General features: G+C 61.2%; 12 protein-coding genes. 4 read left to right on the forward strand and 8 right to left on the reverse strand.

From position 1 onward, the window contains the following. The first annotated feature begins 64 nt into the window (after nt 1–64). Complete coding sequence (gene uvrA, locus GT753_RS17395; RefSeq protein ID WP_015379213.1) at nt 65–2,893, forward strand: excinuclease ABC subunit UvrA; 2,829 nt, start codon at nt 65–67, stop codon at nt 2,891–2,893. Nucleotides 2,894–3,122: 229 nt separating this feature from the next. Then, nucleotides 3,123–4,175, forward strand: coding sequence for an NAD(P)-dependent alcohol dehydrogenase (locus GT753_RS17400; protein ID WP_004936787.1), 1,053 nt, complete (start codon nt 3,123–3,125; stop codon nt 4,173–4,175). Nucleotides 4,176–4,206: 31 nt separating this feature from the next. On the opposite strand, the gene maa is transcribed toward GT753_RS17400, so the two are convergent. The 5 genes from maa to GT753_RS17425 all read right to left on the reverse strand — a co-directional run bounded on the left by maa (nt 4,207) and on the right by GT753_RS17425 (nt 7,557). Beyond that, a complete protein-coding gene (maa, locus tag GT753_RS17405) occupies nt 4,207–4,764 on the reverse strand; it encodes a maltose O-acetyltransferase (protein ID WP_044030338.1) in 558 nt (185 codons plus the stop codon). Nucleotides 4,765–4,912: 148 nt separating this feature from the next. Further along, entirely contained in the window at nt 4,913–5,266 is a 354-nt protein-coding gene (locus tag GT753_RS17410) for an MmcQ/YjbR family DNA-binding protein (RefSeq protein ID WP_021505135.1), read from the reverse strand. A gap of 4 nt (nt 5,267–5,270) precedes the next feature. After that, complete coding sequence (locus GT753_RS17415; RefSeq protein ID WP_015379215.1) at nt 5,271–5,687, reverse strand: secondary thiamine-phosphate synthase enzyme YjbQ; 417 nt, start codon at nt 5,685–5,687, stop codon at nt 5,271–5,273. A 125-nt stretch (nt 5,688–5,812) separates the two neighbouring features. Beyond that, nucleotides 5,813–7,006: an amino acid aminotransferase gene (locus GT753_RS17420; RefSeq protein WP_160125797.1), complete on the reverse strand. Its 1,194-nt coding sequence runs from the start codon at nt 7,004–7,006 to the stop codon at nt 5,813–5,815. An 83-nt stretch (nt 7,007–7,089) separates the two neighbouring features. Continuing rightward, the gene (locus GT753_RS17425; RefSeq protein WP_004936775.1) at nt 7,090–7,557 is read right to left on the reverse strand and encodes an Lrp/AsnC family transcriptional regulator; all 468 of its coding nucleotides are present in this window, start codon (nt 7,555–7,557) and stop codon (nt 7,090–7,092) included. A gap of 215 nt (nt 7,558–7,772) precedes the next feature. On the opposite strand from GT753_RS17425, the gene GT753_RS17430 reads away from it, so the two are divergent. After that, nucleotides 7,773–8,540 (forward strand): transporter substrate-binding domain-containing protein, encoded by a 768-nt coding sequence (locus GT753_RS17430; RefSeq protein WP_015379217.1) that lies wholly within the window; start codon nt 7,773–7,775, stop codon nt 8,538–8,540. A gap of 44 nt (nt 8,541–8,584) precedes the next feature. Here the strand turns inward: GT753_RS17430 and alr are convergent, their stop codons facing one another. Then, nucleotides 8,585–9,664, reverse strand: a complete 1,080-nt coding sequence (gene alr / locus GT753_RS17435; protein ID WP_049241416.1) for an alanine racemase — start codon at nt 9,662–9,664, stop codon at nt 8,585–8,587. A gap of 17 nt (nt 9,665–9,681) precedes the next feature. Continuing rightward, nucleotides 9,682–11,106 (reverse strand): replicative DNA helicase, encoded by a 1,425-nt coding sequence (gene dnaB / locus GT753_RS17440; protein WP_025160134.1) that lies wholly within the window; start codon nt 11,104–11,106, stop codon nt 9,682–9,684. A gap of 167 nt (nt 11,107–11,273) precedes the next feature. Between dnaB and GT753_RS17445 the strand changes: the two genes are divergently transcribed. Next, nucleotides 11,274–12,257 carry a quinone oxidoreductase gene (locus GT753_RS17445; protein ID WP_015379219.1) on the forward strand — a complete coding sequence of 328 codons (984 nt, stop codon included), beginning with the start codon at nt 11,274–11,276 and terminating at the stop codon, nt 12,255–12,257. Nucleotides 12,258–12,556: 299 nt separating this feature from the next. Here the strand turns inward: GT753_RS17445 and pspG are convergent, their stop codons facing one another. Then, complete coding sequence (gene pspG / locus GT753_RS17450; RefSeq protein ID WP_004936761.1) at nt 12,557–12,775, reverse strand: envelope stress response protein PspG; 219 nt, start codon at nt 12,773–12,775, stop codon at nt 12,557–12,559. Nucleotides 12,776–12,868 lie beyond the last annotated feature (93 nt).

The raw sequence follows: 12,868 nt of genomic DNA on the forward strand, positions 1-12,868 counted from the left end.
CCATCACAAAATCCCCCGCAAAAATCGCGACAGGCGCGGTGTATCATCAAGACGGGAAGTGTAAATGGACAATATCGAAGTTCGTGGTGCTCGAACCCATAATCTGAAAAACATCAACCTGATCATCCCGCGTGACAAACTGATCGTCGTCACCGGCCTGTCCGGTTCCGGCAAGTCTTCGCTGGCTTTCGATACGCTGTATGCCGAAGGGCAGCGGCGCTATGTCGAATCACTCTCTGCCTATGCGCGCCAGTTCCTGTCGCTGATGGAAAAACCGGACGTCGATCATATCGAAGGCCTGTCGCCGGCGATCTCCATCGAGCAGAAATCCACCTCGCACAACCCGCGCTCCACGGTCGGCACCATTACCGAGATCCACGACTACCTGCGCCTGCTGTTCGCCCGCGTCGGCGAGCCGCGCTGCCCGGATCACCATGTTCCGCTGGCGGCGCAGACCGTCAGCCAGATGGTCGACAACGTGCTGAGCCAGCCGGAAGGCAAGCGCCTGATGCTGCTGGCGCCGGTGGTGAAAGACCGCAAGGGCGAGCACACCAAAACGCTGGAAAACCTGGCCGCCCAGGGCTATATCCGCGCGCGCATCGACGGCGAAGTGTGCGATCTGTCCGATCCGCCGAAGCTGGAGCTGCAGAAGAAACACACCATCGAAGTGGTGGTCGACCGTTTCAAGGTGCGCGACGACATGGCGCAGCGCCTGGCCGAATCGTTCGAAACCGCGCTGGAACTGTCCGGCGGCACCGCGGTGGTGGCGGATATGGACGACGAAAAAGCGGACGAGCTGCTGTTTTCCGCCAACTTCGCCTGCCCGATCTGCGGCTACAGCATGCGCGAGCTGGAACCGCGCCTGTTTTCCTTCAACAACCCGGCCGGCGCCTGCCCGACCTGCGACGGCCTGGGCGTGCAGCAGTTCTTCGATCCGGATCGCGTGGTGCAAAACCCCGAGCTGTCGCTGGCCGGCGGCGCGATCCGCGGCTGGGATCGCCGCAACTTCTATTACTTCCAGATGCTGCGCTCGCTGGCGGAGCACTATGAGTTCGACGTCGAAGCGCCATTCAACACCCTGAGCGCCAACGTGCAGAAGGCGGTGCTGAGCGGCTCCGGCAAAGAGTCTATCGAGTTCAAATACATCAACGATCGCGGTGACACCACCGTGCGCCGCCATCCGTTCGAAGGCGTGCTGCACAACATGGAGCGCCGCTATAAAGAGACCGAGTCCAGCGCGGTGCGCGAAGAGCTGGCGAAGTTCATCAGCAACCGCCCTTGCGCCTCGTGCCACGGCACTCGCCTGCGTGAAGAAGCGCGCAACGTGTTTGTCGAAGACACCACGCTGCCGGAGATCTCCGATCTGAGCATCGGCCATGCGATGACCTTCTTCCAGAACATGAAGCTCAGCGGCCAGCGCGCCAAAATCGCCGAGAAAGTGCTGAAAGAGATCGGCGACCGCCTGAAATTCCTGGTGAACGTCGGCCTGAACTACCTGTCACTGTCTCGCTCGGCGGAGACGCTCTCCGGCGGCGAAGCGCAGCGAATCCGTTTGGCCAGCCAGATCGGCGCCGGCCTGGTGGGCGTGATGTACGTGCTGGATGAGCCGTCGATCGGCCTGCACCAGCGCGACAACGAGCGCCTGCTGGAAACGCTGATCCACCTGCGCAACCTCGGCAACACGGTGATCGTGGTGGAGCATGACGAAGACGCCATCCGCGCCGCCGATCACGTGATCGACATCGGCCCCGGCGCCGGCGTACACGGCGGCCAGGTGGTGGCGGAAGGCACCGTCGACGACATCATGGCGCAGCCGGAATCGCTGACCGGCCAGTTCCTCAGCGGCAAGCGCGAGATCGCCATCCCCGCGCAGCGCGTGCAGGCCGATCCGACCAAGGTGCTGAAGCTGAGCGGCGCGCGCGGCAACAACCTGAAAGATGTGACGCTGACGCTGCCGGTCGGTCTGTTTACCTGCATCACCGGCGTGTCCGGCTCCGGCAAATCGACGCTGATCAACGATACGCTGTTCCCGATAGCCCAGCGCCAGCTCAACGGCGCCACCATCGCCGAACCGGCGCCGTTCCGCGAAGTGACCGGCCTGGAACATTTCGACAAGGTGATCGACATCGATCAGAGCCCGATCGGCCGCACGCCGCGCTCCAACCCGGCAACCTATACCGGCATCTTCACCCCGGTGCGCGAGCTGTTCGCCGGCGTGCCGGAATCGCGCAGCCGCGGTTACACGCCGGGCCGCTTCAGCTTCAACGTCAAGGGCGGGCGCTGTGAAGCCTGCCAGGGCGACGGGGTGATCAAGGTCGAGATGCACTTCCTGCCGGACATCTACGTGCCGTGCGACCAGTGCAAGGGCAAGCGTTATAACCGCGAAACGCTGGAAGTGAAGTACAAGGGCAAGAGCATCCACGAAGTGCTGGAGATGACCATCGAAGAAGCGCGCGATTTCTTCGACGCGGTGCCGGCGCTGGCGCGCAAGCTGCAGACCCTGATGGATGTCGGCCTGTCCTACATCCGCCTCGGCCAGTCGGCCACCACGCTTTCCGGCGGTGAAGCGCAGCGCGTCAAGCTGGCGCGCGAACTGTCGAAGCGCGGCACCGGCCAAACGCTGTATATCCTCGACGAACCGACCACCGGTCTGCACTTCGCCGATATCCAACAGCTGTTGGCGGTGCTGCATCAGCTGCGCGATCAGGGCAACACCATCGTGGTCATCGAGCATAACCTGGACGTGATCAAGACCGCCGACTGGATCGTCGATCTGGGGCCGGAAGGCGGCAGCGGCGGCGGCGAGATCCTGGTCGCCGGCACGCCGGAAACGGTCGCCGACTGCGAGAAATCGCACACTGCACGCTTCCTGAAGCCGCTGTTGAACCAGTAATGTCGCCGGCGTGCAGGCCGTCGTTCAGGCGGTCCGCACGCTGCCCCGTTTCCCCGCAATCGAACAGAAACAGGCAAGATTTCGACATTTTCAGGCATTTCCCTCCACGCTCACCGCTTCTATCATCAATGTTCCCTCGGCGGCCGCCCTGTCTGATTCAGGCCGCGTCTCGCCGGCACTTCGCTGCCGGTCAAACGTTGTCCCCCCTACATTGATAACTGGAGCGACCATGAACATTACCCATGCCTATGCCGCGCATGACGCGAAGTCTGCGCTGGTGCCTTTCGATTACCAGCCGCGCGCCCTGCGCGACCACGATGTGCAAATTCAGGTGTTGTTCTGCGGCGTCTGCCACTCGGATCTGCACCAGGCGCGCAATGAATGGAGCAATACGATTTACCCGGTGGTGCCGGGCCACGAAATCGTCGGCCGCGTTAGCGCCGTCGGCGACCATGTCTCGCGTTACCGGATCGGCGATCTGGTCGGCGTCGGTTGCATGGTGGATTCCTGCCGCAGCTGCCCGAGCTGCGATGAGGGGCTGGAACAGTATTGCGAGAACGGCTTTACCGGCACCTATAACGGCCAGGATCGCCACACCGGCGCCGTGACCTACGGCGGCTACTCCACCAATCTGGTGGTGGATCAGGACTTCGTGCTGCGCGTGCCGGAAAACCTCGATCCGGCCGGCGTCGCGCCGCTGCTGTGCGCCGGCATCACCACCTATTCGCCGCTGCGCCAGTGGGGCGCGGGGCCAGGCAAAAAGGTCGGCATCGTCGGGCTCGGCGGGCTGGGGCACATGGGCGTCAAACTGGCGCGGGCGATGGGCGCGCATGTGGTGCTGTTCACCACCTCGCCGTCGAAAATCGAAGACGCCAAGCGCCTCGGCGCCCATGAAGTGGTGATTTCGCGCAACCCGGATGAGATGGCGCAGCACGTCAACAGCTTCGACTTCATCCTCAACACGGTAGCGGCTCAGCACGATCTGAACCCGTTCCTCAACTTGCTGCGCCGCGACGGTACCCTGACGCTGGTCGGCGCGCCGGAGCACGATCATCCGTCACCGCAGGTGTTCAACCTGATCATGAAGCGCCGCCGCATCGCCGGTTCGCTGATCGGCGGCATCGCGGAAACGCAAGAGATGCTGGACTTCTGCGGGCAGCACGGCATCACGTCGGATATCGAGCTGATCCCGATGCAGCAAATTAATGAGGCCTATGAACGCATGCTGAAAAGCGACGTGAAGTACCGCTTCGTGGTGGATATCGACTCGCTGCGCGCCTGATGACGGCGGGCGCCCGGCGGCGCCCGTTTTTTTATAGCTGCTTGATGATCCTGGCCGGGTTGCCGCCCACCACGCAATTGGCCGGCACGTCTTTGGTCACCACCGCGCCGGAGGCCACGACCGCATTATCGCCGATGGTCACTCCCGGATTGATCACCGCGCGCCCGCCGATCCACACGTTGTCGCCAATCCTGACACTCTTACCGAACTCCGCCCCGCCGACGCGAGTCTCGGCGTCCAGCGGATGGGTGGCGGTATAGATATGCACGCCCGGCGCCAGCAGGCAGTTGTCGCCGATATGCACCTCGCACACGTCGAGGATCACGCAGTCGAAGTTGGCGTAGAAGTTCTTGCCGAGATAGATGTTATAGCCGTAGTCGCAGCGGAAGGTCGGCTCGATGGTGCCGCCCTGATAGCGGCCCAGCAACTCACCCAGCCATTGTTTGCGCAGCTCGCCCTCTTCCGGCGAAGAGTGGTTATAGCGATGCGTTAGCTGGCGTGCGCGCCGGCGTTCGCTGCGCAGCAGTTCATCGCCGGCGTCGTACAGTTCCCCGGCGATCATCTTGCGCTTTTCTTCGCTCATGGCCATGTCGGCCTCCTTCATCCGCGTGTCTTGAATGCCCAAGCGTAGCTGTTTTAGTGCCGCAATAAAAAGGGAACGTTCCCAAACCCAGGTCGCGATCACGCTTTAACATGAAAAAAACAGAAGAAAAACGGGCGGCGCCGCCGCCCGGCAATCAGGCGCGCAGTTCCTGGCGCACGTGTTCGGGCAGGCCGTCCACCACCAGCTGATAGGAGCTGTCGATCAGCGTGTAAAACTGCGAGTTCGGCAGGTTGCCGTCGAGAAACACCGTATTCCAGTGCGCCTTGTTCAGGCCGTTACAGGCGACGATCTCCGGATGGTGTTCACGCAGGCTTTCCGCCAGCTCCGGGCTGGACTTGACCGCCAGCGCCGGCCGCCCTTCGACCTCGCACACCATGGCGAACATCACGTCACCCACCTTGATCTGGCTGGCCTGCCACTGGTTCTGGTCGCTCTGCTCCGCGCCCGGCTTCGCCATGCAGTACTCCAGCAATGCGCTGTTATTCATTGGGTTATTCCCCCTGTAACGTGGCCACAATACGGCGTGATCCGCCGTGGATGCGGTGCTCCCCCAGCCAGATGCCCTGCCATGTGCCCAACATCAGCCGCCCGTGCCTGACGGGCAGCGTCAAGGAAGCGCCCAGCAGCGAGGATTTGATGTGCGCCGGCATGTCGTCCGGCCCTTCGTAGTCATGCTGATAGGGTGCGTTTTCCGGCACCTGACGCAGGAAATGCTGCTCCATATCGGCTCGCACCGTGGGATCGCAGTTCTCGTTGAGCGTCAGCGAGGCCGAGGTGTGCTGCAGCAACAGATGTAGCAGGCCGGTTTGCAGGCGGTGTAAGTGGGTTAACTGGTTGACTATCTCGTCGGTAACCAGATGAAAGCCACGCGCTTTTGCGCTGAGGATTAGCGTTTGCTGATGCCACATGAGTGAGCGCCCCTCAATCAGTATATTCTCTCTCCGGTTTGCGGCAACTTCGGCGGCGCGCCGGCAATAAAAAAGGAGCGATATCGCTATCGCTCCCGATCAACGTCCGTTCAGACTAACAGGCGTTACTGCACCGCGGCAAACGCCTCGGCCACCTGACGCACGTTGTTGTGGTTCAGGCCGGCCACGCACATGCGGCCGCTGTGGATCAGGTAGACACCGAACTCTTCTCGCAAACGATCGACCTGCGCCGCGCTGAAGCCGGTGTAGCTGAACATGCCGCGCTGCGCCAACAGGTAATCAAAGTTGCGCTGCGGCAGCGCGCTCTTCAGGGTGTCCACCAGCGCGTGACGCATCTCGAGAATGCGGGTGCGCATGCTCTCCACCTCGTCCAGCCACTGGGTTTTGAGCTGGGCGTCGTTCAGCACCTTGGCCACCAGCTGCGCGCCGAAGTTCGGCGGGCTCGAGTAGTTGCGGCGCACGGTGGCCTTCAGCTGGCCCAGCACGCGTCCGGCCGCCTCTTCGCTTTCGCACACCACCGACAGGCCGCCGACGCGCTCGCCGTACAGCGAGAAGATCTTCGAGAACGAGTTGCTCACCAGGCACGGCAAACCGGCCGCCGCGATGGCGCGAATGGCGTAGGCGTCCTGCTCTATGCCGCCGCCGAAGCCCTGATAGGCGATGTCGAGGAACGGAATGATTTCACGTTCGGCGATCACCTTGACCACCTCATCCCACTGGGCGGGAGTCAGGTCGGAACCGGTCGGGTTGTGACAGCACGGGTGCAGCAGCGCAATGCTGTGCTTCGGCAGCTGTTTCAGCGCAGCCAGCATGGCGTCGAACTTCACGCCCAGGCTTTCGCTGTCGAAATATGGATAGGTATTCACTTTGAAACCGGCGCCGCTGAAGATGGCGACGTGGTTTTCCCAGGTCGGATCGCTGACCCACACCTGCGAATCCGGGAAATAGCTTTTCAGGAAGTCGGCGCCCACTTTCAACGCGCCGGAACCGCCGACGGTCTGAATGGTGGCGATGCGCCCCTGCTGCAGCATCGGGTGCTGCGCGCCGAACAGCAGCTGCTGGATGGCGGAACGGTAAGACTGCAGCCCTTCCATCGGCAGGTATACCGAGGCGCCATGCTCGACGCTGTTCAACTGCGCTTGCGCCGCGGCGACCGCCCGCATCTGCGGAATGATGCCCTGCGCATCGTAGTACAGGCCGATGCTCAGGTTCACCTTGTGCGCGCGCGGGTCTTGTTTGAATTTTTCCATCAGCGACAGAATGGGATCGCCGGCATAGGCGTCAACGTTCTGGAACACGGGGTTTTTCTCCTGGTTTATTGTGGTTTTGGGCACAGCGTTACGTTCCTAATATAGACGGAAAAGCGCATTCGGTTTTAGCTTTATCTCGCCACCGGCAATAAACCGTTTTCCTTGATGCGATTGAGCACCACCGCCGTTTTGATATGCGCCACGCTTTTGTGCGGCGACAGCGTCTGGCTGATGAATTCGCTCAGCGCCGGCAGATCCGCCACCGCCACTTTGAGCAGGTAATCGGCGTCGCCGGTGGTCTTGTAAGCGTCCAGGATCGCGTCCACTTCCTCCAGCATCTGATGAAAGCTGTCGATCTGCTCCTGCGCGTGCGTGATCAGGCTGACTTCGATCAGCCCCACCAGCCCCAGGCCGACCGCCTCCGGCGCCAGCCGCGCGTGGTAACCGCGGATCAGCTGCGCCTGCTCCAGGCTGATGCGCCGCCGCGAACATTGGGAGGCGGAGAGCCCCACCAGCTCGCTCAGCTCCTGATTGGTCAGACGGCCGTTGGCCTGTAACAGCGTCAGGATTTTCATATCAAAATCGTCAATGTTGTACATAGCCACCTGTAAACTGTGTTAATAAATGTTGACGTTACAGCCTACCAGTTTTTTTACCGTTGCCGACGTCACACCCTGGCGCTTAAATCGCGTACAGCAGCAACGCCCGGCGTTTTCGCCGGTAAGCGGCATAAAAAACGGCTAACTCATGCAGGCAAACGACAATTAACGGCGAAGTAACGCATAAAACCACGAATGTATAAAAAGGACGCCAGATGAAAAAGTTACTCCCTCTCGCGCTGCTGCTCGCCGCCGGCAGCGCCGGCGCACAATCCCACCTGGACAAAGTGCTGCAGCAAAAGACCCTGGAGGTCTGTACCACCGGCGACTACAAGCCCTACACCTTCCTCAAGGAAGACGGCGGCTATGAAGGCATCGATATCGACATGGCGGAATCGCTGGCGAAGAGCCTGGGCGCCAAGGTGAAGTGGGTGAAAACCAGCTGGAAAACCCTGACGCCGGACTTCGTCTCCGGCAAGTGCGACATCGCCATGGGCGGCATCTCCGTCACGCTGGAGCGACAAAAACAGGTGTTCTTCGCCGACAAGCTGGATACCGACGGCAAAATTCCGCTGGTGCGCTGCACCGACGTGAAGAAATACCGCACGATAGAACAGATCAACAAACCGTCGGTGCGTCTGCTGGAACCGGCGGGCGGCACCAATGAAGCCTTCGTGCACGCCTATTTGCCGAAGGCCAAACTGACGCTGACGCACGACAACATGAGCATTTTCCAGCAGCTGGTGGATCGCAAGGCGGACGTGATGATCACCGACGCCTCCGAGGCGTTGTACCAACAAAAGCGCTATCCGAAGCTGTGCGCGGTGAATCCGACCAAACCGATGCAGTACGGCGAGAAGGCTTACATGCTGCCGCGCGACGATCTGAGCTGGAAACTGTATGTGGATCAGTGGCTGCACCTGGCCAAGGCAACCGGTGAGTATCAGAAAATTATCGACAAGTGGTTGGCGGTAAAGAAGTAACGCGTTGAAGAACGGGGCCGACGCGCGTCGGCCCCTGCGGCGCATCAGTCGCCGATGTATTCCATCGCCACGCGCTGCGTGAGCTTGGTGATCAGTTCATAAGCGCTGATGCCGGTACAGGCGGCGATGCGCTCGACCGGCAACGCCGGCCCCCACAGCACCGCTTCATCCCCCACCTTATCGGCGGCGTCCGGCCCGAGATCGACCGAAATCATGTCCATCGACACCCGGCCGACGATCGGCACTTCGCGGCCGTTAATCAGGATCGGCGTGCCGGTCGGCGCGCTGCGCGGGTAGCCATCGCCGTATCCCATCGCCACCACGCCAAGGCGAGTATCGCGCGGGCTGACCCAGGTGCCGCCATAGCCCACCGCTTCACCGGCCTGGTGCTCGCGCACCGCGATCAGGCTGGATTTCAGCGTCATCGCCGGCAGCAGGCCATGCCCGGCGCCGCTGCCGTTATCCAGCGGCGAGACGCCGTACAGAATGATGCCGGGACGCACCCACTCGTTGTGAGCATCCGGCCACAGCAGCGTGCCGCCGGAGGCGGCGACCGAGCGCTGGCCCGGTTTGCCTAGCGCGAACTGCTCAAAGCAGGCGATCTGTTTCAGGGTGGCGTCGGACTCCGGCTCATCGGCGCGGCTGAAGTGGCTCATGATATTGACCGGCTGCGCCACGTTGCGGCAGGCGCACAGGCGCTGATAAAACGCCTCCGCCTGCTCGGGGCGCACCCCCAGCCGATGCATGCCGGTATCGAGCTTCATCCACACCGGCACCGGGCGCGCCAGTTCGGCCTGCTCCAGCGCTTCGAGCTGTTCGATGCAGTGCACTGCGGTTTCGATGTTGTTCGCCACCAGCACCGGCAGGTCTTCGGCACAGAAGAAGCCTTCCAGCAGCAGGATCGGTTTGACGATGCCGCCGGAGCGCAGCATCAGCGCCTCGCCGATGCGCGCCACGCCGTAGCAGTCGGCGTCTTGCAGGGTGTGTGCTGTTTCCAGCAGGCCATGTCCATAAGCGTTTGCTTTCACAACGGCAATCAGGCGGCTTTGCGGCGCCTGGCGGCGCACCTGTTGCAGATTATGTCGCAGAGCGCGGCGGTCGATTACAGCGGTTGCCGCTTTCATTTCAGTTCCTTAGCTGATTATTCGTCATCGTATTGTGGCCCCGCGTAGTTATCGAAACGCGACCACTGGCCGTTAAAGGTAAGGCGCACGGTGCCGATCGGGCCGTTACGCTGCTTACCGATAATAATTTCCGCGATCCCTTTCAGATCGCTGTTCTCGTGATACACCTCATCACGATAGATGAACATAATCAGGTCGGCGTCCTGCTCGATGGAGCCGGATTCACGCAGATCGGAGTTGACCGGGCGTTTGTCGGCGCGCTGCTCCAGGCTGCGGTTCAGCTGCGACAGCGCCACCACCGGCACCTGCAGCTCTTTCGCCAGCGCCTTCAGCGAGCGCGAAATCTCGGCGATCTCCAGCGTACGGTTGTCGGACAGGGCCGGCACGCGCATCAGCTGCAGGTAGTCGATCATGATCAGGCTAAGCCCGTCGTGCTCGCGGAAAATGCGCCGCGCGCGCGAGCGCACTTCGGTCGGCGTCAGGCCGGAGGAGTCGTCGATGTACATGTTGCGCTTCTCCAGCAGGATGCCCATGGTGCTGGAAATGCGCGCCCAGTCCTCATCGTCGAGCTGGCCGGTACGGATGCGCGTCTGATCCACGCGCGACAGAGACGCCAGCATACGCATCATGATCTGTTCGCCGGGCATCTCCAGGCTGAAGATCAGCACCGGTTTTTCCTGGGTCATCGCGGCGTTTTCGCACAGGTTCATGGCGAAGGTGGTTTTCCCCATCGAAGGACGGGCGGCGACGATGATCAGATCGGACTTTTGCATGCCCGCGGTTTTCTTGTTGAGGTCCTGATAGCCGGTATCGACCCCGGTCACGCCGTCGTGCGGCTGCTGATACAGCTGTTCGATGCGCGAGACGGTATCTTCCAGGATACGCTCGATGCCCTTCGGGCCCTCGTCTTTGCTGGCGCGGTTCTCGGCGATTTGGAAGACGCGGGATTCCGCCAGATCGAGCAGGTCTTCGCTGCTGCGCCCCTGCGGATCGTAGCCGGCGTCGGCGATCTCGTTAGCCACCGAGATCATCTCGCGCACCACCGCGCGCTCGCGCACGATGTCGGCGTAGGCGCCGATGTTGGCGGCGCTCGGGGTGTTTTTCGACAGCTCGGCCAGGTAGGCAAAGCCGCCGACCGAGTCCAGCTCGCCCTTCTGTTCGAGCGATTCAGACAGCGTGATGAGGTCGATAGGCTTGCTCATCTCCAGCAGACGCTGCATCTCGGTAAAGATCAGGCGATGCGGGCGGCTGAAGAAGTCGTTGGCGACCACGCGCTCCGCCACGTTGTCCCAACGCTCGTTATCCAGCATCAAACCGCCCAACACCGACTGCTCGGCCTCCAGCGAGTGCGGCGGCATCTTCAGCCCTTCCATCTGACGATCTCTGGAACGCTCTCTGGTTTCGTCCGCGTTTGTTTTGTTGGTTGGTTTTTTTCCTGCCATGAAACGTAGTCTTTATCCGGTTGCGAATGAAGGATCTTGACGCGAGAGTATACGTGATTTTTGCGTCATAACCGATGCAAAAAAGGTATTGAATCCCGCACGGGTGAACTGGATCTCCGATACTAAAAAGAATAGGGTGAAATCAGACACTCAAACGAGGTAACGATATGGCCAAGCGCATTCAGTTTTCCGCCACCGGCGGGCCGGAAGTCTTGCAATACGTTGATTTTACACCGCTCGACCCCGCCGCTGGCGAAGTGCAGATCGAGAACAAAGCGATCGGCATCAACTACATCGACACCTATGTGCGCAGCGGGCTGTACGCGCCGGCCAGCCTGCCGAGCGGCCTCGGCACCGAGGCGGCCGGCGTGGTGGTCAAGGTTGGCGCCGGAGTCAGCGCGATCAAACCGGGCGACCGGGTGGTGTATGCGCAGTCGTCGCTCGGCGCCTACAGCGAAGTCCACAATGTGCCGGAAGAAAAAGTGGCGCTGCTGCCGCACAACCTCAGCTTTGAGCAGGGTGCCGCTTCTTTCCTCAAAGGGCTGACGGTGCATTACCTGCTGCGCCAGACCCACGACGTGCAACCGGGTGAAGTGTTCCTGTTCCATGCCGCCGCCGGCGGCGTCGGGCTGATCGCCTGCCAATGGGCCAAAGCGCTGGGCGCACGCCTGATCGGCAGTGTCGGCTCCGACGAGAAGGCCGCGCTGGCGAAACAGGCCGGCGCCTGGGCCACCATCAACTACCACAAAGAGGATATCGCCCAGCGGGTGGCCGAGCTGACGCACGGCGAGAAGGTTGGCGTGGTGTACGATTCGGTGGGGCAAAGCACCTGGCAGGCCTCGCTCAACAGCCTGAAGCGGCGCGGCCTGATGGTCAGCTTCGGCAACGCCTCCGGCCCGGTGACGGGAGTCGATCTGGCGCTGCTGAATCAGAAGGGCTCGCTGTACGTCACCCGCCCTTCCCTCAACGGTTACATCACCAACCGCGCCGAGCTGCAGTACGCCAGCAATGAGCTGTTCTCGCTGATCGGCAGCGGCGCCATTCGGGTGGAAGTGAGAGACGAGCAGAAATTCGCGCTGGCCGACGCCCAGCGTGCGCACCAGGTGCTGGAAAGCCGCAGCACCAGCGGTTCCAGCCTGCTGATCCCCTGATAGCAGCCAAAGAAAAGGGCTCCTTGCGGAGCCCTTTCTGTTACTGCGTTTTGTAGGGGTAGAGCAGAGTCCGCCAGAGACAGGGGTTGCTTTAGCAACACGAATTTTAGGTGTCTCTCACGGTGATGAAATGGGTCGCATCACTGCATCGACCAACATCCTAACAGCCCCGTCCGGCAAAAAACACGCTTTATGTGCCACATCGCCGGGGAAAACTGCCAAGCTGTGATCGCTGCCGCATTAGCGTGGTGGGTAGTTATGCAAGTTTCATCGCGACTGACTGATTATTCAGCAAAAAATCAGTAACGCCTGACCTGGGGTTTCTGCATTGAACGGTAAATCCATACCCCAACCACCGCCAAAATCAGCCACGGCAGCAGCTTGATGACCACCGCGAATAACCCGCCCAACAACATGAACGCCGCCGCCGCCAACAGCGCAGCGAAGATCCCCAGCAGCGAGATGCCGGTCACCATCAGCATCACCACAAAGCCAATGAGAAAGAAGATTTCCAACATGATTGCTCCTTTGCAATGCAACGTATCTGCAGAGTGAATTACAAGAAGCGTGCCAGAATGGCGGAAGGGCTAACCTATTGAAAAAATGGGGAA

It is taken from the genome of Serratia sp. Z4 (genome assembly GCF_009900725.1).
Taxonomy (GTDB): Bacteria; Pseudomonadota; Gammaproteobacteria; order Enterobacterales; family Enterobacteriaceae; genus Serratia; species Serratia nematodiphila.

What these genes read in the sequence shown, in the direction of transcription:
- GT753_RS17400 (WP_004936787.1), top strand. Translation starts at nt 3,123, where the DNA reads ATGAACATTACCCATGCCTATGCCGCGCATGACGCGAAGTCTGCGCTG.
- GT753_RS17410 (WP_021505135.1), bottom strand. Translation starts at nt 5,266, where the DNA reads ATGAATAACAGCGCATTGCTGGAGTACTGCATGGCGAAGCCGGGCGCG.
- GT753_RS17430 (WP_015379217.1), top strand. Translation starts at nt 7,773, where the DNA reads ATGAAAAAGTTACTCCCTCTCGCGCTGCTGCTCGCCGCCGGCAGCGCC.
- alr (WP_049241416.1), bottom strand. Translation starts at nt 9,664, where the DNA reads ATGAAAGCGGCAACCGCTGTAATCGACCGCCGCGCTCTGCGACATAAT.
- GT753_RS17415 (WP_015379215.1), bottom strand. Translation starts at nt 5,687, where the DNA reads ATGTGGCATCAGCAAACGCTAATCCTCAGCGCAAAAGCGCGTGGCTTT.
- pspG (WP_004936761.1), bottom strand. Translation starts at nt 12,775, where the DNA reads ATGTTGGAAATCTTCTTTCTCATTGGCTTTGTGGTGATGCTGATGGTG.
- dnaB (WP_025160134.1), bottom strand. Translation starts at nt 11,106, where the DNA reads ATGGCAGGAAAAAAACCAACCAACAAAACAAACGCGGACGAAACCAGA.
- GT753_RS17445 (WP_015379219.1), top strand. Translation starts at nt 11,274, where the DNA reads ATGGCCAAGCGCATTCAGTTTTCCGCCACCGGCGGGCCGGAAGTCTTG.
- GT753_RS17425 (WP_004936775.1), bottom strand. Translation starts at nt 7,557, where the DNA reads ATGTACAACATTGACGATTTTGATATGAAAATCCTGACGCTGTTACAG.
- uvrA (WP_015379213.1), top strand. Translation starts at nt 65, where the DNA reads ATGGACAATATCGAAGTTCGTGGTGCTCGAACCCATAATCTGAAAAAC.
- maa (WP_044030338.1), bottom strand. Translation starts at nt 4,764, where the DNA reads ATGGCCATGAGCGAAGAAAAGCGCAAGATGATCGCCGGGGAACTGTAC.